This window comes from Streptomyces sp. SP18CS02 (assembly GCF_036322365.1).
GTDB lineage: Bacteria > Actinomycetota > Actinomycetes > Streptomycetales > Streptomycetaceae > Streptomyces.
This window is the reverse complement of sequence record NZ_JAQYXC010000289.1, coordinates 144,776-165,088: the sequence shown is the minus strand read 5'-3', so window position 1 is coordinate 165,088 and position 20,313 is coordinate 144,776. Positions and strand designations below refer to the sequence as shown.

The following is a 20,313-nucleotide window of genomic DNA, read 5'->3' as shown; positions in this document are numbered from 1 at the left end:
ACAACAGCAAGGGGGGCTCATGAGACGCAGAGCGAGATCGATCCTCGCCGCGGCTTCACTGCTGATGGCCGGTCTGGCGGCGGCACCCGCCGCCGGATCCGAGCAGAAGGACGGCGGGGACGGCGACAGCATCTCCGTATGGCACGCGAAGGTGGCCAGGAGCCAGATACCGCTGCTCCTCGAAGCCGGTACCGACGGCCATGAGCTCAGCGAACAGGTGCCCGAACAGGGCTCTGCCACGGTCGAGTTGTACCTCACCGGCGAGCAGGCGGGGGCGCTGCGCGACAAGGGTGTCAGCATCACCGAGCACAACCTTCCGGCCGCCGCCGAGAAGCGTCTCGCAGCCGCCGGCGACGGTGTGTTCCGGCCCTACGGCGGGGACAAGGGGCTCAAGAAGGAGATCCTGGAGACCGCCCGGGCCAACCCCGCCCTCACCAAGGTCGTCAGCATCGGCAAGACCCTCAAGGGCCAGGACATCCTCGCCCTCAAGCTGACCAAGGGCGCCAAGAAGCACAAGGACGGCACCAGACCGGCCACCCTGTACCTCTCCAACCAGCACGCCCGTGAGTGGATCACCCCCGAGATGACGCGGCGTCTCCTCCACCACTACCTGGCGCGGTACGGCAAGGACCCCCGCATCACGCGGATCGTCGACACCACCGAACTGTGGTTCGTGCTCTCCGCCAACCCGGACGGCTACGACCACACCCACGCACCGGACGGGGAGCGCCAGTGGCGCAAGAACCTCCGTGACAACAACGGCGACGGTGTGACCACACCCGGTGACGGCGTGGACCTCAACCGGAACTTCGCCTACAAGTGGGGCTACGACAACGAGGGTTCGTCCCCCGACGCGGCCGACGAGACGTACCGCGGCACGGGCCCCATGTCCGAGCCGGAGACGAAGGCGCTCGACGCCTTCCAGAAGCGCATCGGCTTCCAGTACGGCATCAACTACCACTCCGCCGCCCAGCTGCTGCTCTACGGCGTGGGCTGGCAGGTGGCCACGGACACCCCGGACGACGTCGTCCTCAAGGCGCTCGCCGGCACACCCGCGAACTCCGCCGTCCCCGGCTACCGCCCGCAGGTCTCCTCCGAGCTCTACACCACCAACGGCGAGGCCGACGGACACGCGGCCAACGTCAACGGGATGCAGATGTTCACCCCGGAGATGTCCACCTGCGCCACCGCCTCCCGGGTGGACCCCACCGACGCCTGGAACCCGGCCGACTGCGCGTCCGTCTTCACCTTCCCCGACGACGAGAAGCTGATCCAGCAGGAGTTCGCCAAGAACATCCCCTTCGCGCTGGCCGTCGCCGAGTCCGCCGCCCGCCCGGACACCCCCGTCTCCCCGGTCGGCACGGACGCCCCGGCGTTCGTCCCGGACGCCTTCGCCACCTCCTACGCGCGCGGCGGCGACCAGGAGGTCTCCGTCACCGCGCGCAAGTCCCTGCGGGACAAGGAGCTGAAGTACCGCGTCAACGGCGGCCGTACGTACGACCAGCGGCTCGACGCCTGGGAGGGCGGCGAGACCTACGGCGGCGAGGACAACATCTACTACGACCAGTACCGGGCCGAGGTGCGGGACGGCGAACCGGGCGACAAGGTCGAGGTCTGGTTCACCGCCCGTACGAAGGAGGGCGAGCGCGTCTCCTCCACCCCCTTCACGTACACGATCGCCGAGCGGCCCCGCGGTGACACGCTGGTGCTCGCCGAGGAGGGCGGCAGCGGGCCCGCGCGGCACGCCCGGGCGTACGTCGGGGCGCTCGCCGGCAACGGCCGCAAGGCCGCCGTCTGGGACGTCGCCACCCAGGGCGCCCCGCACGCGCTCGGAGTGCTCCGGCACTTCAGGACCGTCGTCTGGTACACCGGCGCGGACCGGCCGGACGTGGCGACCACTCTCGCCGTGCGCGCCTACCTGAACGAGGGCGGGAAGCTGATCAACGCCGGCGAGCAGGCGGGCGGGTTCGTCGACCTGGGCGGCGCGCTGTCCAACGACTTCGCCCAGTACTACCTCGGCGCCTATCACCGTGCAGGGCTGAAGACGCCGGGGTCCTTCGCCGGTACCGGTCCGTTCGCCGGGGCCCGGGCCGGTCTCGCCGGGACCGCGGGCAACCCGCTGGACGACGCGGGCGCCTACACGGTCACCTCGGACACCCTGCCGCCGAAGGAGTTCCCGCAGTTCCGCAGCGCGGCGGCCGGGGACTACCCCGGCGTCCGCACCCCCTTCGAGCCGTCCGAGGGGGCGTCCTTCGCCGCGGCCCGGCACGCCGACGACGCCTGGATGCGCCTGAGCCGCACCGTCGACCTCACCGGGGTCGCCGCCGCGGACCGGCCCACCCTCGAGTTCCAGATCAGCTACGACACCGAGCCCGGCTACGACCATGTGATCGTCGAGGCCCGCACGGCAGGCCAGGAGGACTGGACGACCCTGCCCGACGCCAACGGCAACACCTCCACCGAGGTGCCCACCCAGTGCGAGGAGGGCTTCTACGTGGGAGGCCACCCCGCGCTCGCCCGTTACCTCGGTACGGGGGAGGACGGCTGCACCGCCACCGGCACCAGCGGTGCCTGGAACGCCTTCACCGGCGCCTCCAACGGCTGGCGCCAGGCCGCCGTCGACCTGAGCGCCTACGCGGGCCGGCAGGTCGAGCTCTCCCTCTCGTACGTCACCGACTCCGGAACCGGGGAGATGGGCGCCTTCGTCGACGACACCGAACTGGTCGTGGGCGGCGCCGGCCGGGACGCCGAGGGCTTCGAGAGCTCGCTCGGCGCCTGGGCCGTCCCCGGGGCCCCGGCCGGCAGCCCGGGCAACGCGGTCGACTGGCTCCGCTCGCCCGCGCTCTTCCATTCCCAGGCGGCCGTCACCACCCCCGACACCGTGCTGCTCGGCTTCGGGCTGGAGCACGTCGTCACGGAGAAAGAGAGGGGACACGTCATCGGAAAGGCGCTCGACGCGCTCCGTCATTGACGCTGAGTAGCACCCGGAACACCCCCGGGGCCCGTACCCGTCAGTAGGTACGGGCCCCCGTTCGTACGGGTGCGCTCGATGTCACTCCGGCGCCTCGGGAGAGGTAGGGTCGTAAGCGGTCGGGGACATCCCATACAACTCGCCGGCGTCGAAAACCGGCGTACCAACGAGGAGATCGGTTTCGTGACGATCCGCGTAGGCATCAACGGCTTTGGCCGCATCGGTCGTAACTACTTCCGCGCGCTGCTGGAGCAGGGTGCAGACATCGAGATCGTGGCTGTCAACGACCTGGGTGACACTGCGACCACGGCCCACCTGCTGAAGTACGACACCATTCTGGGTCGTCTCAAGGCAGAGGTCAGCCACACCGCCGACACCATCACCGTCGACGGCCACACCATCAAGGTGCTGTCCGAGCGCAACCCGGCCGACATCCCCTGGGGCGAGCTGGGCGTCGACATCGTGATCGAGTCGACCGGCATCTTCACCAAGAAGGCCGACGCCGAGAAGCACATCGCCGGTGGCGCCAAGAAGGTCCTCATCTCGGCCCCGGCCAAGGACGAGGACATCACCATCGTGATGGGCGTCAACCAGGACAAGTACGACGCGGCCAACCACCACGTCATCTCCAACGCGTCCTGCACCACCAACTGTGTGGCGCCGATGGCCAAGGTTCTCGACGAGAACTTCGGCATCGTCAAGGGCCTGATGACGACGGTCCACGCGTACACCAACGACCAGCGCATCTTGGACTTCCCGCACTCGGACCTGCGTCGCGCCCGTGCCGCCGCCGAGAACATCATCCCGACCACGACCGGTGCCGCCAAGGCCACCGCCCTGGTCCTCCCGCAGCTCAAGGGCAAGCTGGACGGCATCGCCATGCGCGTCCCCGTCCCGACCGGCTCGGCCACCGACCTCGTCGTGACGCTCCAGCGCGAGGTCACCAAGGACGAGGTCAACGCCGCGTTCAAGAAGGCCTCCGAGGACGGGGACCTGAAGGGCTACCTGTCCTACACCGAGGACCCGATCGTCTCCTCGGACATCGTCAGCGACCCGGCCTCCTGCACCTTCGACTCCTCCCTGACCATGGTCCAGGAGGGCAACTCGGTGAAGATCCTCGGCTGGTACGACAACGAGTGGGGTTACTCCAACCGCCTCGTCGACCTCACCGTCTTCGTCGGCGGCCAGCTCTAAGCACCAGGGCAGGCACCTCGATGTGAGGGCAGGGCTCGGGCAGCGCAACGCCGCGCTGTACGAGCCCTGTCGCTTGCCTCGACTTTCCAAGGAGTAACAGAACCCATGAAGACGATCGACGAACTTCTCGCGCAGGGCGTCGAGGGCAAGCGGGTCTTCGTCCGCGCCGACCTCAACGTGCCGCTCGACGGCTCCACCATCACCGACGACGGCCGTATCCGTGCCGTCCTGCCGACGATCAAGGCGCTGACCGGCGCCGGTGCCAAGGTCGTCGTGGCCTCGCACCTCGGCCGCCCCAAGGGAGCCCCGGACCCCGCCTTCACCCTGCGGTTCGCCGCGGCCCGGCTCGGTGAGCTGCTCGGCGCGCCCGTCTCCTTCGCCGGTGACACCATCGGCTCCGAGGCCCACGAGGCCGTCAACGGGCTGGGCAGCGGCCAGGTCGCGGTCCTGGAGAACCTCCGCTTCAACCCCGGTGAGACGTCCAAGGACGACGCCGAGCGCGCGGAGTTCGCCTCCCGCCTCGCCGCGCTCGCCGATGTCTACGTCGGCGACGGCTTCGGCGCGGTGCACCGCAAGCACGCCTCCGTGTACGACCTCCCCCGTCTGCTCCCGCAGTACGCCGGCTACCTGATCGCCACCGAGGTCGGCGTCCTGCGCAAGCTCACCGACGACGTCAAGCGCCCCTACGTGGTGGTACTCGGCGGCGCCAAGGTGTCCGACAAGCTGGGAGTCATCGACCACCTCCTGGAGCGGGCCGACCGCATCCTGATCGGTGGCGGCATGGCGTACACCTTCCTCAAGGCCCAGGGCCACGAGGTCGGCATCTCCCTGCTCCAGGAGGACCAGGTCCCGGTCTGCCAGGAGTACCTCGCGCGCGCCACGGAGCGCGGTGTGGAGTTCGTCCTGCCCGTCGACGTCCTGGTCTCCTCCGAGTTCCCGGACCTGAAGACCAAGGCCCCGGCCCACCCCACCACGGTCTCCGCGACGGCCATCCCGGCCGACCAGGAGGGCCTGGACATCGGCCCGGAGACCCGCAAGCTGTACGCATCGAAGCTCGCCGACGCGGCCACCGTCTTCTGGAACGGCCCGATGGGCGTCTTCGAGCACCCCGACTACGCCGAGGGCACCAAGGCCGTGGCCCAGGCGCTCGTCGACTCCCCGGCCTTCACGGTCGTCGGCGGCGGAGACTCCGCCGCGGCCGTCCGGATCCTGGGCTTCGACGAGAAGGCATTCGGCCACATCTCGACCGGTGGCGGCGCGAGCCTCGAATACCTCGAGGGCAAGACGCTTCCCGGCCTCGCCGCTTTGGAGGACTGACCCTTAATGACTGCTCGTACCCCGCTGATGGCGGGCAACTGGAAGATGAACCTCAACCACCTCGAGGCCATCGCGCACGTCCAGAAGCTCGCCTTCGCCCTGACCGACAAGGACCACGACGAGGTCGAGGTCGCGGTCCTGCCGCCCTTCACCGACCTGCGCTCCGTCCAGACCCTCGTCGACGGCGACAAGCTCAGGATCAAGTACGGTGCCCAGGACCTCTCGGCACAGGACGCCGGCGCGTACACCGGTGAGATCTCCGGCGCGATGCTCGCCAAGCTGAAGTGCGCCTACGTCGCCGTCGGACACTCCGAGCGCCGTCAGTACCACAACGAGACGGACGAGCTCTGCAACGCCAAGGTGAAGGCCGCCTACCGGCACGGGCTCACCCCGATCCTCTGCGTCGGCGAGGGCCTGGACGTCCGCAAGGCCGGTGACCAGGTCGCGTACACACTGAAGCAGCTCGACGGCGGCCTGAAGGACATCCCGGCCGAGCAGGCCGAGTCCATCGTGATCGCCTACGAGCCGGTGTGGGCCATCGGCACCGGCGAGGTCGCCACGCCCGAGGACGCCCAGGAGGTCTGCGGGGCGATCCGCGGCCGCCTGGCCGAGCTGTACTCGCAGGAGCTGGCCGACAAGGTCCGCATCCAGTACGGCGGCTCCGTGAAGTCCGGCAACGTCGCCGCGATCATGGCGCAGCCCGACGTCGACGGAGCCCTTGTGGGCGGTGCGGCGCTGGACGCCGACGAGTTCGTCAAGATCGTCCGCTTCCGCGACCAGTGAGTATGCGGTAGGGCCGATCCGTCGTACCCTTGCGGGGGCCGAGCAGGCTTGGGAAAGAGCCGGCCGGCCCCCGTTCGTTCGTAGAAGTCCGCGAGAATTGCCAGGAAGTAGGGTCCAGCCGTGGTTATGGGGTTTTCGATCGCCCTGATCGTCTTCAGCGCGCTGATGATGCTGCTGGTGCTGATGCACAAGGGGAAGGGCGGCGGCCTCTCCGACATGTTCGGTGGCGGCATGCAGTCGTCCGTCGGTGGCTCCTCGGTCGCCGAGCGCAACCTGGACCGCATCACCATCGTGGTCGGTCTGCTGTGGTTCGCGTGCATTGTCGTACTTGCTCTTTTGATGAAGCTGGACAACTGAGCCATCGGTTCCGCGTCCGGTGGCCGGGTGTAACTCCAAATACTGGACGCGCGTTGGGCCTTACGTAGACTGGGGCATCTTCGAGCACCATCACGCAGGGAGTTACGACCGTGGCAAGTGGCAACGCGATCCGGGGAAGCCGGGTCGGAGCGGGGCCGATGGGGGAGGCCGAGCGGGGCGAGTCCGCGCCGCGTCTCCGCATCTCCTTCTGGTGCTCGAACGGGCACGAGACGCAGCCGAGCTTCGCCAGTGACGCGCAGGTTCCGGATACCTGGGACTGCCCGCGGTGCGGGTTCCCGGCAGGTCAGGACCGGGACAACCCCCCGGCCCCGCCGCGCACCGAGCCGTACAAGACGCACCTCGCGTACGTCCGGGAGCGGCGCAGCGACGCGGACGGCGAGGCGATCCTGGCCGAGGCGCTCGCCAAACTCCGGGGCGAGATCTGAGCAGTTGGTGACGGCGGGCCCTGTCGGTGGTGGACACCGGCAGGGCCCGTTGTCAGTGGTGCCCCCTACCGTCGTGCGGTGAGACGTCCTTGCGCGCACGAGGGGGAGTTGTGGCGGCAGCGGAGGTGGCGGGCGCCCGGCGGGTGCCCGCCTGGCGTGGTGGTTTCGGCCGACTCTGGGCGGCGGCGGTCGTCTCCCGCCTCGGTGACGCGCTGCGCACGGCCGCGATGCCTCTTCTGGCCGCCTCGCTGACCGGTGACCCTCTGCTGATCGCCGCGGTCACCGCCTGCGGCCACCTTCCCTGGCTGCTCTTCGGCCTGCTCGGCGGGGCCGTCGCCGACCGGGTCGACCAGCGGCGCGCCATGTGGGCCGTCGATCTGGTGCGCGGGGCGCTGATGGCGGGCTTCGCACTGGCGGTCGCCCTCGGGCAGGCGTCCATCGGGCTGCTGATCGCGCTCGCCTTCGCGCTCACCACGCTGCAGACGCTCTTCGACAACGCCGCGACCGCCCTCCTGCCCGCGCTCGTCCCCGCGGAGGCCCTGCCCGGCGCCAACGCCCGGCTGCTCACCGGACAGCAGATCGCCGGAGGGTTCCTGGCCGCTCCGCTGGTGCCGGCCCTGCTGTTCGCGGGCGCCGCCGTGCCGTACGCGGCGGACGCGGCCACCTATGTGCTGGCCGCGCTGCTGGTGGCCTCCCTCCGGGTGGCGGCGCCCGAGCGGCCGCCCCGCGAGGCCGGCTCCTCCCTGCGCGCGGACATGGCCAAGGGCCTCGCCGTGCTGTGGCGGGACCGGGCGCTGCGCGGGCTGTGCGTCGCCACCACCCTGGCCAACATCGGCCTGGGCGCGCTCATCGCGACCCTGGTCCTGCACGTCACCGACTGGCTGGACGCCGGAGCGGGCGGTTACGCGGCCGCCGTCACGGCGTACGGCGCGGGCAGCGTCATGGGCGGGTTCCTCGCCCGGTGGATCGCCGAACGGACCGGCTGGATACGGGGCGTGCTCCTGGCGGGGGCCGTCCAGACCGGCGCGCTCGTCGTCATGGGAACCGTCCGGGCGCCGTGGGCGACGATCGCCGCGCTGGCGGTGTTCGGGTTCATGGGCATGGTGTGGAACGTCAACCAGGTCTCGCTCACCCAGCAGCGCAGCCCCGACGGGATGCTCGGCCGCATCGGCGCGGCCTTCCGCACCCTGGCGGTGGCCGGGGCTCCGTTCGGCGCGCTGGCGGGCGGCGCGGTGGCCGCGGCCTGGGGGGCGAACACGCCCGCCCTCCTGGCGGCCGGGCTGTTCACGCTCGCCGTCGCGTCGTTGGCGCCGCTGATCAATTAGGTTGGGAAGGCAGCGGGGCAAGCAGGCAGGTACGAGAGAAGTGGGCTGATGTCCGAGATGAACGCAGAAGGCCGTACCAGGCTCAATCAGATGCCCGAGTGGACCGCCCTCGGCAAGCACCGCGAGCAGCTGGGGCAGACGCGTCTGCGGGAGCTGTTCGACGCCGACGGGACGCGCGGGAGCGCGTACACCCTCCAGGTCGGCGACCTGTACGTGGACTACTCCAAGCAGCTGGTCACCGACGAGACGCTGGCCCTGCTGCGCGACCTGGCGGCGGCCACGGGAGTGGCCGGACTACGGGACGCGATGTTCCGCGGCGAGAAGATCAACACGACCGAGGACCGGGCCGTGCTGCACGTCGCGCTGCGCGCACCGCGTGACGCGGTGATCGAGGTCGACGGCGAGAACGTGGTGCCCAAGGTGCACGCGGTGCTCGACGAGATGTCGGCCTTCTCCGACCGGGTCCGTTCCGGCGACTGGACCGGTCACACCGGCAGGCCCATCAAGAACATCGTCAACATCGGTATCGGGGGCTCCGATCTGGGCCCGGCGATGGCGTACGAGGCGCTGCGCTCCTACACCCAGCGCGACCTGACGCTCCGTTTCGTCTCCAACGTCGACGGCGCCGACCTGCACGAGGCCGTCCGGGACCTGGACGCGGCCGAGACCCTGTTCATCGTCTCGTCGAAGACGTTCACCACGATCGAGACCATCACCAACGCCACGTCCGCCCGCGAGTGGCTGCTGGGCGAGCTGAAGGCCGGCCCGGAAGCCGTCGCCAAGCACTTCGTGGCGGTCTCCACCAATGCCGGCAAGGTCGCCGACTTCGGCATCGACACGGCCAACATGTTCGGGTTCTGGGACTGGGTCGGCGGGCGGTACTCCTACGACTCCGCCATCGGCCTCTCCCTGATGATCGCGATCGGGCCGGACCGCTTCCGCGAGATGCTCGACGGCCTCCACCAGGTCGACGAGCACTTCCGCACCGCGCCCCCCGAGGAGAACGTGCCGCTGCTGCTCGGTCTGCTGGGGGTCTGGTACGGGGCGTTCTTCGACGCCCAGTCGCACGCGGTCCTGCCCTACTCGCACTACCTGAGCAAGTTCACGGCGTACCTCCAGCAGCTCGACATGGAGTCCAACGGGAAGTCTGTCGACCGCGACGGCAACCCGGTCGACTGGCAGACCGGCCCCGTGGTCTGGGGGACGCCGGGCACCAACGGACAGCACGCCTATTACCAGTTGCTCCACCAGGGCACCAAGTTCATCCCGGCCGACTTCATCGGCTTCGGCAGGCCGGCCGGGGACCTGCCGGCCGGCCTCGTCGCCCAGCACGACCTGCTGATGGCCAACTTCTTCGCCCAGACCCAGGCCCTCGCCTTCGGCAAGACGCCCGAGGAGGTGCGGGCGGAGGGCGTGGCGGAGGAGCTGGTGCCGCACAAGACCTTCCGCGGCAACCACCCCACCACCACCATCCTCGCCGACGAACTGACCCCCTCCGTCCTGGGCCAGCTGATCGCCCTCTACGAGCACAAGGTCTTCGTCCAGGGCGCCGTCTGGAACATCGACTCCTTCGACCAGTGGGGCGTCGAACTCGGCAAGGTCCTCGCCAAGAGGATCGAGCCGGTGCTGACCCGGGGCGAGGACGGCGAGCAGCTGGACAGCTCGACGGCCGCCCTCGTCGCCAAGTACCGGACGCTGCGGGGACGCTGATCCATGACGGGGGAGAACGCGGTGCGGCTGCGGCCGCCGCGCAACACGCCGGACGAGCGGGTCATCGGCCAGTGGCGGACACAGTGGCTGCTGCTGACCGCCGCACCGGTCGTCGTCCTGTCCGTACTGGGCGCGCTGATCGCGCCCGCCCGGACCTGGCTGCTGGTGCCCGCCGCCGTCGTGGCGGCGATCGGCCTGGCCTGCACCGCGTTCTTCCCCCGATGGTGGTTCTCGGTCCACCGGTGGGAGGTGACGGACTCCGCGGTCTACGTCCGTACCGGATTCCTCCGCCAGGAGTCCCGGATCGCGCCGATGTCCCGGATACAGACCGTGGACACCGTCCGCGGACCGCTGGAACAGGCGTTCCGGCTCGCCACCGTCACCGTCACCACGGCCTCGGCGAAGGGCGCCCTCAGGATCGCGGGGCTCGACCACGAACAGGCCGCCGAGCTCGCCGAGCGGCTCACCCGGATCACCCAGGCCACCCCCGGCGACGCGACATGAGCGTCCCGGGGGACGAGGCGCACACCGTCTGGCTGCGGCTCGACCGGCGGACCGTCCTGGTCACGGCCCTGGTCATGGCCGGAGTGGCGGCCGGCGCGGCCGTTCCCGTGTTCCTCGGCCTGACCGGGGCCATGGCCGCATGGCAGGCAGCCCTGCTGGTGCTGTCCGCGGCCGCGCTGCTCATAGCCTGCGCCACGGCGGCCGACTACGTCCGGTGGCGCAGGACCCGCTACCGCATCGGGGAGGAGCGCGCCGAACTCCACACCGGGCTCCTGCTGGTCAGACGCCGCTCCCTGGCCCGTGAGCGGATCCGCAGCGTCGACCTGACGGCCAGTCTGCTGCTGCGCCTCCTCGGGCTGGTCAAGGTCCGCATCGGCACCGGCGAGCAGACCGGCGGCGAATCGACGCTGGAGCTCGACCCCGTCACCCGGGCTGAGGGCGAGCGGCTGCGGCGGGTACTGCTGGCACGGGCGGAAGCGCCGCCGCACGCCGCCCACCCGGACGGTGTGCTCGCCACCCTGGACCCCGCCTGGATCGGGTACGCGCCGCTCTCCTTCGTCGCACCCGCCCTGGGCGGCGCGGCGGCCGGTGCGGTGATGCAGGTCAGCGAATGGTTCGGCGCCCAGGGTGAGGTCATCGCCTGGGTGGGCGACCGCTTCCGCGACACGTCCCTCCTCTGGCTCGTGCTGTCGCTCCTCGCCGCCGCGCTGCTCACGGGCGCCGTCGGCGCGCTCGGCCTGTGGGTCGAGATGTGGTGGAACTACCGGCTGGAGCGGGAGCCCGGCGGCACGATCAGGGTCCGGCGCGGGCTGTTCACCGCCCGCTCGCTGTCCATCGAGGAACAGCGGTTGCGCGGCGTGGAGCTCGTCGAGCCGCTCGGCGTCCGGCTGTTGGGCGCCGCCAGGGTCGACGCGGTCGCCACCGGCCTCGTCAAGGGCGGCGAGGACGAGCACGCCGACCAGAGCACACTGCTGCCCGCCGCGCCCCGGGCCCGCGCCGACGAGGTCGCCGCCCAGGTCCTGCGGGAGCCCGTCGCGCCCACCAGCGGCCCGCTCACCGCCCACCCCCGCGCCGCACGCGCCCGGCGTCTGCGCCGTGCCGTCGGCGCGGCGCTCGCCCCGCCCCTGGTCCTCGCGATGCTCGGGGCCCTGCTGACCGATGTCCTGCTGTACACGGCCGCGATCTGCGCGGTCGTCCTGGTGCCGCTCGCCGTGCTCCTCGCGCTCGACGCGTACAAGAGCCTGGGCCACGGTATCCACGGCGACCACCTGGTCGCCCGCTCCGGCACCTTCCGCCGCGCCACCGTCGCCCTCCAGCGCGGCGCCGTCATCGGGTGGACCGTCAAACAGTCGTACTTCCAGCGCCGTGCCGGGCTGATCACGCTGACCGCCACGACAGCGGCCGGAGCGGGCGCGTACACCGTCCACGACGCGGACGGGAGCGAGGTGCTGCGGTGCGCGGCCGAGGCGGTCCCGGAGCTGATCGAACCGTTCCTGGAGCGCGCCCCTGTTCGAGGAACATGAGTGGCAGGACGTACGATGTCCGCCTGCGTGGGGCGGCAGAGGCTTCCGTGCGCCGTGTCGATCCGAGTCCATCGCTGAACGGAGCCACTTCTTGCGCGCCGCGATCCAGGAAGCCCCCCCGGCCCCAGCACCCGCAGCACGGGCGGAGCGCCCGCAAGTCCCCCTGCTGGGCGGCCAGTTGCCGTCACTGACGGGCATGCGCTGGGCGGCCGCCTTCCTGGTGTTCCTGTATCACATAAAGAACTTCCGGTACTTCGGGGCCGAGGACCACCCCCTGGTGAACTGGGCGTTCGGGCCCGGCACGGTCGGCGTGACGTTCTTCTTCGTCCTCTCCGGCTTCGTCCTCGCCTGGTCGGCACGCCCGGGCGACAAGGTCACCTCGTTCTGGCGGCGCCGGCTGGCCCGGGTCTACCCGGTCCATGTGGTCACCGCGCTGATCGCCCTGGCGCTGGCGTTCAGCGTGCTGCCGGCGCTGAAGCCGAGTGGATACAAGGAGACCGCGGCCAATCTGCTGTTGCTGAGCTCCTGGAAGATCGAGTGGTGGCAGGCCGTCAACCCGGTCAGCTGGTCCCTCGTCTGCGAGGCGTTCTTCTACGCCACCTTCCCCGCCGTATACGCGGTGCTGCGCAGGTTCGGCCCCCGGGCGCTCACGGCGCTCGTCGTGGTGAGCATCGCGACCGTGATGGTCCTGCCGAAGGTCAACGCCCTGCTCGACACGGGCGTGGTCCTCTACAGCTTCCCGGCGGCCCGGATCCCCGAGTTCGTCCTCGGTATCGCCCTGGCCCGGCTCGTCCAGCTCGGCCACTGGCGCGGCCCCGGTCTCGAAGCCGCCACGGCGATCACCCTCATCGGGTACTTCATGTACCCGCACTTCACCCACGCCTTCGCGTCGACGACCGTTCTCGGCTTCGCCCTGATGATCCCGGCCGGAGCGGTCGCCGACATCAAGGGGACGCCCTCGATGTGGCGGAACCGGCGACTGGTGAAGCTGGGCGAGTGGTCGTTCGCCTTCTACATGATCCATGTGCTGGTGCTGCAGACGGCCTCCCTGGTCCTCGGCAGCAAGCCCCGGTTCGACACGCTTCCCGCCCTGGGGGCCACGGCCGCCGTCTTCGCGGTCGCCCTGGCCCTCGCGGCCGCGCTGTACCACGGGGTCGAACTGCCGGGCCGCCGACTGCTCCTGGGCAAGCGCCGCCCCATCAGGAGCAAGGGCGCACAGGCGGACTCGCCGCCCGGCACCGCCGCCGTCCCCGGTCCGCCGGAGCGCGGCGCGGACGCCGAAGCCGCGACACCGGCCGCGCGGCGCCACTGACGCCCCACCCGCACCACCACCGCACGACGAAGGCCCGGCCCACCTCTCGGTGGACCGGGCCTTCCTCACCCCACGGGGCGCCACGCCGTACTCCCGTACGACGGAGCCCGGCGGCGTCCTCAGGACGACGCGGGCGGGTACAGGTCGCGCGGAAGCTGCGAGGCCGCCGCGCTGTCCAGGAGCCACAGCGTCCGGGCGCGGCCGTACGCGCCCGCGGCCGGGGCCTGGACCTCGCCAGCTCCCGACAGGGCGATCGCCGCCGCGTTGGCCTTGTCCTCACCCGCGGCCAGCAGCCACACCTCGCGCGCCGCCCGGATCGCCGGGAGGGTGAGCGAGACCCGGGTGGGCGGCGGCTTGGGAGCGCCATGGACGCCGACCACCGTGCGCTGGGTCTCCCGTACCGCCGGGTGCTCCGGGAAGAGCGAGGCGACATGCGTGTCCGGGCCGACGCCCAGCATCAGTACGTCGAAGGTCGGCACCGACGCGTGGTCCTCGGGCCGGGCCGCGGCGGCGAGTTCGGCCGCGTAGGCCGCCGCGGCGGCCTCCACGTCGGAGCCGTACGGTCCGTCGGACGCCGGCATCGGGTGGACCCGCGCCGGGTCCAGCGGAACGCTGTCCAGCAGTCCCTCACGGGCCTGCGTGTGGTTCCGCTCGGGGTCGCCCTCGGGCAGGAACCGTTCGTCGCCCCACCACAGGTCGAGCCGCGACCAGTCGATCGCGTCCCTGGCGGGCGCCGAACTCAGCGCGGCCAGCAGACCGTTGCCGTTGCGGCCGCCCGTCAGGACCACGGAGGCGAACCCCCGGGACGCCTGGGCGTCCACGACCTTGGTGATGAGCCGGGCCGCGGCGGCCTGTGCCATCAGCTCCTTGTCGTGGTGGACGACGATCTGCGGCGCACTCACTTGGCGGCCGCCTTCTTGGCCGGGGCCTTCTTCGCCGCGGGCTTGGCGCCCGACTCCTCCGCCGGGGCCTCGGCCTGCGGCTTCTGCGCCGGCGGGGCGTCGGCCTCCTTCGCCGGCTCGCCCAGCCGGTCCACACCGAACCGGAGCGCCGAGGCGTAGGTGTCGTCGGGGTCCAGCCGGCGCAGCTCCTCGGCGATCAGCTCGGAGGTCTCCCGGCGCTTGAGCGCCACCGCGCGGTCCGGCTGGCCCTCGATGCACAGTGTGGCGAGCGAGGCGTCCGGCCGGTCCAGCACGATGGGGCCGCAGGTGGTCTGCATCCTGACCGCGGTCAGGCCCGGGCCCGGGGACGTCGAGCGCTTCACCGGGATGTCCAGCCGGTCCGCCAGCCACATCGCCAGCAGCTCGACGCTCGGGTTGAACCCCTCGCCCTCCACCTCGGCCGAGGTGACCTCGCACGTGACCTGGTCCAGGGCCGCCGCGAGCATGGAACGCCACGGCGTGATCCGGGTCCAGGACAGGTCCGTGTCGCCCGGCGTGTAGGCGGCAGCGCGCGCGGCGAGCTCCCGCACCGGGTGCTCGGACGCGTACGAGTCGGTGACGCGCCGCTGCCCGAGGGCGCCCAGCGGGTCGTTGGCCGGGTCGGCCGGCGCGGCCACCGGCCACCAGACCACCACGGGGGCGTCCGGCAGCAGCAGCGGCAGGACGACCGACTGCGCGTGGTCGATGACCTCGCCGTACAGCCGCAGCACGACCGTCTCGCCGGTCGAGGCGTCCGCGCCCAGCCGCACCTCGGCGTCCAGGCGCGCGTTGGCCCGGTCACGAGGCGAACGCGAGGGACGCTTGATGACGACCAGCGTCCGCGAGGGGTGCTCGCGGGACGCCTCGTTGGCCGCCTTCAGGGCGTCGTAGGCGTTCTCCTCGTCGGTGACGATGACCAGGGTGAGCACCATGCCGATGGCCGGCGTCCCGATGGCACGCCGCCCCAGCACCAGCGCCTTGTTGATCTTGCTGGATGTGGTGTCCGTAAGGTCGGTCTTCATGGCCGGCGCCAGCTCCGTCCGTCTCGTGCGAGCATCTCGTCCGCCTCGGCCGGCCCCCAGGACCCGGACTCGTACTGCGCGGGCTTGCCGTGGCGGTCCCAGTACTGCTCGATCGGGTCGAGGATCTGCCAGGACAGCTCGACCTCCTCCGTGCGCGGGAAGAGGTTGGCGTCGCCGAGCAGGACGTCGAGGATGAGCCGCTCGTACGCCTCGGGGCTGGACTCCGTGAACGACTCGCCGTAGGCGAAGTCCATCGAGACGTCCCGGACCTCCATGGAGGTCCCCGGCACCTTCGAGCCGAACCGCAGCGTCACGCCCTCGTCCGGCTGGACCCGGATGACCAGGGCGTTCTGCCCCAGCTCCTCCGTGGCCGTGTGGTCGAACGGGGAGTGCGGGGCGCGCTGGAAGACGACCGCGATCTCGGTGACCCGGCGGCCCAGCCGCTTGCCGGTGCGCAGGTAGAAGGGGACACCCGCCCAGCGGCGGTTGTCGATCTCCAGCTTGACCGCGGCGTAGGTGTCGGTCTTCGACTGCGGGTCGATACCGTCCTCCTCCAGGTAGCCGACGGCCCTGGCGCCGCCCTGCCACCCGGCCGCGTACTGGGCGCGCACGGTGGACTTGCCGAGGTCCTTGGGCAGCTTCACCGCGCCCAGCACCTTGGTCTTCTCGGCCGCGAGCGCGTCCGCGTCGAAGGAGGCGGGCTCCTCCATCGCGGTCAGCGCGAGCAGCTGGAGGAGGTGGTTCTGGATGACGTCACGGGCGGCGCCGATGCCGTCGTAGTAGCCGGCGCGGCCGCCGATGCCGATGTCCTCGGCCATGGTGATCTGGACGTGGTCGACGTACGACCGGTTCCAGATCGGCTCGAAGAGCGTATTGGCGAAGCGGAGCGCCAGGATGTTCTGGACGGTCTCCTTGCCCAGGTAGTGGTCGATGCGGAAGACCTGGTCGGGCGAGAAGACCTCGTGGACGATGCCGTTGAGGTCCTTGGCGGAGGCCAGGTCGTGCCCGAACGGCTTCTCGATCACCGCGCGGCGCCAGGAGCCGCCGCTCTGCTCGGCCAGCTGGTGCTTCTTCAGCTGCTGGACGACCAGAGGGAAGAACTTGGGCGGTACGGAGAGGTAGAACGCGAAGTTGCCACCGGTCCCCTGCGCCTGGTCGAGCTCCTCCATGGTCTTCTTCAGGGTCTCGAACGCCTCGTCGTCGTCGAAGTCGCCCTGGACGAAGCGCATGCCCTGGCTGAGCTGCTGCCACACCTCCTCGCGGAACGGTGTGCGCGCGTGCTCCTTGACGGCCTGGTAGACCTCGTCCGCGAAGTCCTCGTCCTGCCACTCGCGGCGTGCGAAGCCGATGAGCGAGAAGCCCGGCGGCAGCAGACCGCGGTTGGCGAGGTCATAGACAGCAGGCATCAACTTTTTACGGGACAAATCGCCCGTGACACCGAAGATGACCAGGCCCGACGGCCCCGCGATACGCGGGAGCCGTCGGTCTGCGGGGTCACGCAGCGGATTGCTGCTCGACAAGTGTTCAGCCCTCCGAAGGAGCGAGGCGCTTGAGCTCCGCCTCGGTCGACTTGAGCAGGTCGTTCCAGGACGCCTCGAACTTGTCGACGCCCTCGTCCTCCAGGAGCTGGACGATCTCGTCGTAGCCGATGCCCAGCTTCTCCAGGGCGTCGAGCTCGGCGCGCGCCTGCTCGTACGTACCGGCGATGGTGTTGCCCGTGATCTCGCCGTGGTCGGCGACGGCCTCCAGGGTGGCCTCCGGCATGGTGTTGACCGTGCCCGGGGCGACCAGGTCGTCGACGTACAGGGTGTCCTTGTACGCCTTGTCCTTGACTCCGGTCGAGGCCCACAGCGGACGCTGCTTGTTGGCCTGCGCCTTGTCGAGGGCCGCCCAGCGCTCGCCGGCGAACACCTCTTCGTACGCCTGGTAGGCGAGGCGCGCGTTGGCCAGCGCCGCCTTGCCGCGCAGGGCCTTGGCCTCGGGGGTGCCCAGGGCGTCCAGCCGCTTGTCGATCTCGGTGTCCACGCGGGAGACGAAGAAGGACGCCACGGAGTGGATCTTCGACAGGTCCAGGCCGCGCTCCTTGGCCTTCTCCAGGCCGCTGAGGTAGGCGTCCATGACCTTGCGGTAGCGCTCCAGCGAGAAGATCAGCGTCACGTTGACGCTGATGCCGAGGCCGATGACCTCGGTGATCGCCGGGAGGCCCGCCTCGGTGGCCGGGATCTTGATGAGCGTGTTCGGCCGGTCCACCAGCCACGCCAGCTGCTTGGCCTCGGCGACCGTCGCCTTGGTGTTGTGCGCCAGGCGCGGGTCGACCTCGATGGAGACCCGGCCGTCCTGGCCCTGGGTCGCGTCGAAGACCGGCCGCAGGATGTCGGCGGCGTCACGGACGTCGGCCGTCGTGATCATGCGGATGGCTTCCTCGACCGTCACCTCACGGGCGGCCAGGTCCGACAGCTGCGCGTCGTAGCCGTGACCGTCGGAGATCGCCTTCTGGAAGATCGACGGGTTGGTGGTGACACCCACGACGTGCTGCTGGTCGATCAGCTCGGCCAGGTTGCCCGAGGTGATCCGCTTGCGGGACAGGTCGTCCAGCCAGATCGCGACGCCTTCGTCGGAGAGGCGCTTGAGTGCGTCTGTCATGAGAGTTGCATCTCCTACTTGTTCGTATGGGGGCGTCAGCGCGCCGCGGCTTCGATCGATTCCCGGGCGGCGGAGGCCACCGCCTCGGAGGTGAAGCCGAACTCGCGGAAGAGGACCTTGGCGTCGGCCGAAGCGCCGAAGTGCTCCAGCGAGACGATGCGGCCCGCGTCGCCCACGTAGCGGTGCCAGGTCAGGCCGATGCCGGCTTCGACCGCGACGCGCGCCCTCACCGACGGCGGCAGCACGGAGTCCCGGTACCCCTGGTCCTGCTCCTCGAACCACTCCACACACGGCATCGAGACCACACGGGTCGGGACACCGGCGGCCTGGAGCTGCTCACGCGCCTCCACGGCCAGGTGCACCTCGGAACCCGTGGCGATCAGCACCACCTGGGGCTCGGCGCCCTGTCCCTCGGTGTTCTCGGCGTCGGCCAGGACGTAGCCGCCCCTGGCGGTGTCCTCGTTGGCCTCGTACGTCGGCACGCCCTGGCGGGTCAGCGCCAGACCGTGCGGGGCGCCCTTGCCGAACTCCTTGGTCCAGCGGCGCTGGATCTCGCGCCAGGCGATCGCCGTCTCGTTGGCGTCGGCCGGACGGACCACGTTCAGGCCCGGGATGGCGCGCAGCGAGGCCAGGTGCTCCACCGGCTGGTGCGTGGGGCCGTCCTCGCCGAGACCGATGGAGTCGTGCGTCCACACGTACGTCACCGGCAGGTGCATCAGCGCGGACAGGCGCACGGCGTTGCGCATGTAGTCGGAGAACACCAGGAAGGTGCCGCCGTAGACGCGGGTGTTGCCGTGCAGCGTGATCCCGTTCATCTCCGCGGCCATGGAGTGCTCGCGGATGCCGAAGTGGATCGTGCGGCCGTACGGGTCGGCCTCCGGAAGGGGGTTCCCCCGCGGCAGGAACGACGACGTCTTGTCGATCGTCGTGTTGTTCGAGCCGGCCAGGTCGGCGGAGCCGCCCCACAGCTCGGGGATGATCGCGCCCAGCGCCTGGAGGACCTTGCCGGACGCGGCGCGCGTGGCGACGGCCTTGCCGGTCTCGAAGACGGGGAGCTTCTCCTCCCAGCCGGCCGGCAGCTCGCCCGCGGCGATGCGGTCGAACTCGGCCGCGCGCTCCGGGTTCGCACCGCGCCAGGCGCTGAAGTGCTTCTCCCACTCGGCCCGCGCCTCACGGCCGCGGTCCAGCGCCTCACGGGCGTGGCCCAGGACCTCGTCGGAGACCTCGAAGGTCTTCTCCGGGTCGAAGCCGAGGACGCGCTTGGTGGCCGCGACCTCCTCGTCGCCGAGCGCCGAGCCGTGGGCGGCCTCGGTGTTCTGCGCGTTCGGCGCGGGCCAGGCGATGATCGAGCGCATCGCGATGAACGACGGGCGCTCGGTCTCGGCCTTGGCGGCCTGGATCGCGGCGTAGAGGGCGGCGGGGTCGAGGTCGCCGTTCTCCTTGGGCTCGACGCGCTGCACGTGCCAGCCGTACGCCTCATAGCGCTTCTCCGTGTCCTCGGAGATGGCGGTCTCGGTGTCGCCCTCGATCGAGATGTGGTTGTCGTCCCACAGCATGATCAGGTTGCCGAGCTTCTGGTGCCCGGCCATCGAGGACGCCTCGGCGGAGATGCCCTCCTGGAGGCAGCCGTCACCCGCGACGACGTAGACGAAGTGGTCGAACGGCGAGGAGCCGGTCGGTGCCTCGGGGTCGAAGAGGCCGCGCTCGTAGCGGGAGGCCATCGCCATGCCCACGGCGTTGGCGACACCCTGGCCCAGCGGGCCGGTCGTCGTCTCGACGCCGCGCGTGTGGCCGTACTCCGGGTGGCCCGGAGTCTTCGAACCCCAGGTGCGGAAGGCCTTCAGGTCATCCAGCTCCAGGCCGAAACCGGCCAGGTACAGCTGGATGTACAGCGTCAGGGACGAGTGGCCCGCGGAGAGCACGAAGCGGTCGCGCCCGGTCCAGTCGGGGTCGGCCGGGTCGTGGCGCATCACCTTCTGGAAGAGGGTGTACGCGGCCGGGGCCAGGCTCATGGCCGTACCGGGATGGCCGTTGCCGACCTTCTGTACGGCGTCCGCGGCCAGGACACGAGCTGTGTCCACGGCCCGCTGGTCCAATTCGGTCCACTCGAGGTCTGTGGTGGTCGGCTTGGTGCTCACCCTGGGTCAGGGCTCCTCTCCACATGTCGAATGCCGGTGACGTCGATCTCACCGGCCGTTGTCGAGCCTACCCCTGTAAGAACGTGCAATTTTTCGAGTCATTCCAGACTGCGGGCATCCGCTCTCATCCGCCTGCTGACTGGGTCCT

At 70.7% G+C, this 20,313-nt stretch carries 16 protein-coding genes; 11 read left to right on the top strand and 5 right to left on the bottom strand.

Annotated elements, in window-relative coordinates:
- The first annotated feature begins 19 nt into the window (after positions 1-19).
- From PUR26_RS21145 to PUR26_RS21095, 11 genes are all read left to right on the top strand, one after another.
- A complete protein-coding gene (locus tag PUR26_RS21145; protein WP_329874009.1) occupies positions 20-2,971 on the top strand; it encodes a M14 family metallopeptidase in 2,952 nt (983 codons plus the stop codon).
- 183 nt (positions 2,972-3,154) lie between these two features.
- Positions 3,155-4,165, top strand: a complete 1,011-nt coding sequence (gene gap / locus PUR26_RS21140) for a type I glyceraldehyde-3-phosphate dehydrogenase (RefSeq protein WP_329874008.1) — start codon at positions 3,155-3,157, stop codon at positions 4,163-4,165.
- Positions 4,166-4,270: 105 nt separating this feature from the next.
- Positions 4,271-5,482: a phosphoglycerate kinase gene (locus tag PUR26_RS21135; protein WP_329874007.1), complete on the top strand. Its 1,212-nt coding sequence runs from the start codon at positions 4,271-4,273 to the stop codon at positions 5,480-5,482.
- 6 nt (positions 5,483-5,488) lie between these two features.
- Positions 5,489-6,265 carry a triose-phosphate isomerase gene (gene tpiA, locus PUR26_RS21130; RefSeq protein WP_329874006.1) on the top strand — a complete coding sequence of 259 codons (777 nt, stop codon included), beginning with the start codon at positions 5,489-5,491 and terminating at the stop codon, positions 6,263-6,265.
- A 126-nt stretch (positions 6,266-6,391) separates the two neighbouring features.
- Positions 6,392-6,622, top strand: a complete 231-nt coding sequence (gene secG, locus PUR26_RS21125) for a preprotein translocase subunit SecG (protein WP_329874281.1) — start codon at positions 6,392-6,394, stop codon at positions 6,620-6,622.
- 110 nt (positions 6,623-6,732) lie between these two features.
- On the top strand, positions 6,733-7,068 hold the full coding sequence (locus tag PUR26_RS21120; protein WP_010352468.1) for an RNA polymerase-binding protein RbpA: 336 nt from the start codon (positions 6,733-6,735) through the stop codon (positions 7,066-7,068).
- A gap of 110 nt (positions 7,069-7,178) precedes the next feature.
- Positions 7,179-8,393: an MFS transporter gene (locus PUR26_RS21115; RefSeq protein ID WP_329874005.1), complete on the top strand. Its 1,215-nt coding sequence runs from the start codon at positions 7,179-7,181 to the stop codon at positions 8,391-8,393.
- A gap of 57 nt (positions 8,394-8,450) precedes the next feature.
- Positions 8,451-10,103: a glucose-6-phosphate isomerase gene (gene pgi / locus PUR26_RS21110; protein WP_329874280.1), complete on the top strand. Its 1,653-nt coding sequence runs from the start codon at positions 8,451-8,453 to the stop codon at positions 10,101-10,103.
- Between the two features lie 3 nt (positions 10,104-10,106).
- Positions 10,107-10,607: a PH domain-containing protein gene (locus PUR26_RS21105; RefSeq protein WP_329874004.1), complete on the top strand. Its 501-nt coding sequence runs from the start codon at positions 10,107-10,109 to the stop codon at positions 10,605-10,607.
- Complete coding sequence (locus tag PUR26_RS21100; protein ID WP_329874003.1) at positions 10,604-12,130, top strand: PH domain-containing protein; 1,527 nt, start codon at positions 10,604-10,606, stop codon at positions 12,128-12,130. The genes PUR26_RS21105 and PUR26_RS21100 overlap by 4 nt, the downstream gene beginning before the upstream one ends.
- 91 nt (positions 12,131-12,221) lie before the next feature.
- Complete coding sequence (locus tag PUR26_RS21095) at positions 12,222-13,442, top strand: acyltransferase family protein (RefSeq protein WP_329874002.1); 1,221 nt, start codon at positions 12,222-12,224, stop codon at positions 13,440-13,442.
- A 119-nt stretch (positions 13,443-13,561) separates the two neighbouring features.
- Here the strand turns inward: PUR26_RS21095 and pgl are convergent, their stop codons facing one another.
- From pgl to tkt, 5 genes are read right to left on the bottom strand one after another with little or no spacing between them, the layout of a single operon-like run.
- Positions 13,562-14,344, bottom strand: coding sequence for a 6-phosphogluconolactonase (gene pgl, locus PUR26_RS21090; RefSeq protein WP_329874001.1), 783 nt, complete (start codon positions 14,342-14,344; stop codon positions 13,562-13,564).
- Complete coding sequence (opcA, locus tag PUR26_RS21085; RefSeq protein WP_329874000.1) at positions 14,341-15,384, bottom strand: glucose-6-phosphate dehydrogenase assembly protein OpcA; 1,044 nt, start codon at positions 15,382-15,384, stop codon at positions 14,341-14,343. Before opcA ends, pgl begins: the two co-directional genes overlap by 4 nt.
- Positions 15,381-16,904 (bottom strand): glucose-6-phosphate dehydrogenase, encoded by a 1,524-nt coding sequence (gene zwf, locus PUR26_RS21080; RefSeq protein WP_329873999.1) that lies wholly within the window; start codon positions 16,902-16,904, stop codon positions 15,381-15,383. Before zwf ends, opcA begins: the two co-directional genes overlap by 4 nt.
- A gap of 4 nt (positions 16,905-16,908) precedes the next feature.
- On the bottom strand, positions 16,909-18,027 hold the full coding sequence (gene tal / locus PUR26_RS21075) for a transaldolase (RefSeq protein WP_329873998.1): 1,119 nt from the start codon (positions 18,025-18,027) through the stop codon (positions 16,909-16,911).
- 35 nt (positions 18,028-18,062) lie between these two features.
- Positions 18,063-20,165, bottom strand: a complete 2,103-nt coding sequence (tkt, locus tag PUR26_RS21070) for a transketolase (RefSeq protein WP_329873997.1) — start codon at positions 20,163-20,165, stop codon at positions 18,063-18,065.
- Between the last annotated feature and the right edge of the window lie 148 nt (positions 20,166-20,313).

What these genes read in the sequence shown, in the direction of transcription:
- tpiA (WP_329874006.1), top strand. Translation starts at nt 5,489, where the DNA reads ATGACTGCTCGTACCCCGCTGATGGCGGGCAACTGGAAGATGAACCTC.
- opcA (WP_329874000.1), bottom strand. Translation starts at nt 15,384, where the DNA reads ATGAAGACCGACCTTACGGACACCACATCCAGCAAGATCAACAAGGCG.
- PUR26_RS21105 (WP_329874004.1), top strand. Translation starts at nt 10,107, where the DNA reads ATGACGGGGGAGAACGCGGTGCGGCTGCGGCCGCCGCGCAACACGCCG.
- PUR26_RS21100 (WP_329874003.1), top strand. Translation starts at nt 10,604, where the DNA reads ATGAGCGTCCCGGGGGACGAGGCGCACACCGTCTGGCTGCGGCTCGAC.
- PUR26_RS21145 (WP_329874009.1), top strand. Translation starts at nt 20, where the DNA reads ATGAGACGCAGAGCGAGATCGATCCTCGCCGCGGCTTCACTGCTGATG.
- PUR26_RS21135 (WP_329874007.1), top strand. Translation starts at nt 4,271, where the DNA reads ATGAAGACGATCGACGAACTTCTCGCGCAGGGCGTCGAGGGCAAGCGG.
- secG (WP_329874281.1), top strand. Translation starts at nt 6,392, where the DNA reads ATGGGGTTTTCGATCGCCCTGATCGTCTTCAGCGCGCTGATGATGCTG.
- pgi (WP_329874280.1), top strand. Translation starts at nt 8,451, where the DNA reads ATGAACGCAGAAGGCCGTACCAGGCTCAATCAGATGCCCGAGTGGACC.
- tal (WP_329873998.1), bottom strand. Translation starts at nt 18,027, where the DNA reads ATGACAGACGCACTCAAGCGCCTCTCCGACGAAGGCGTCGCGATCTGG.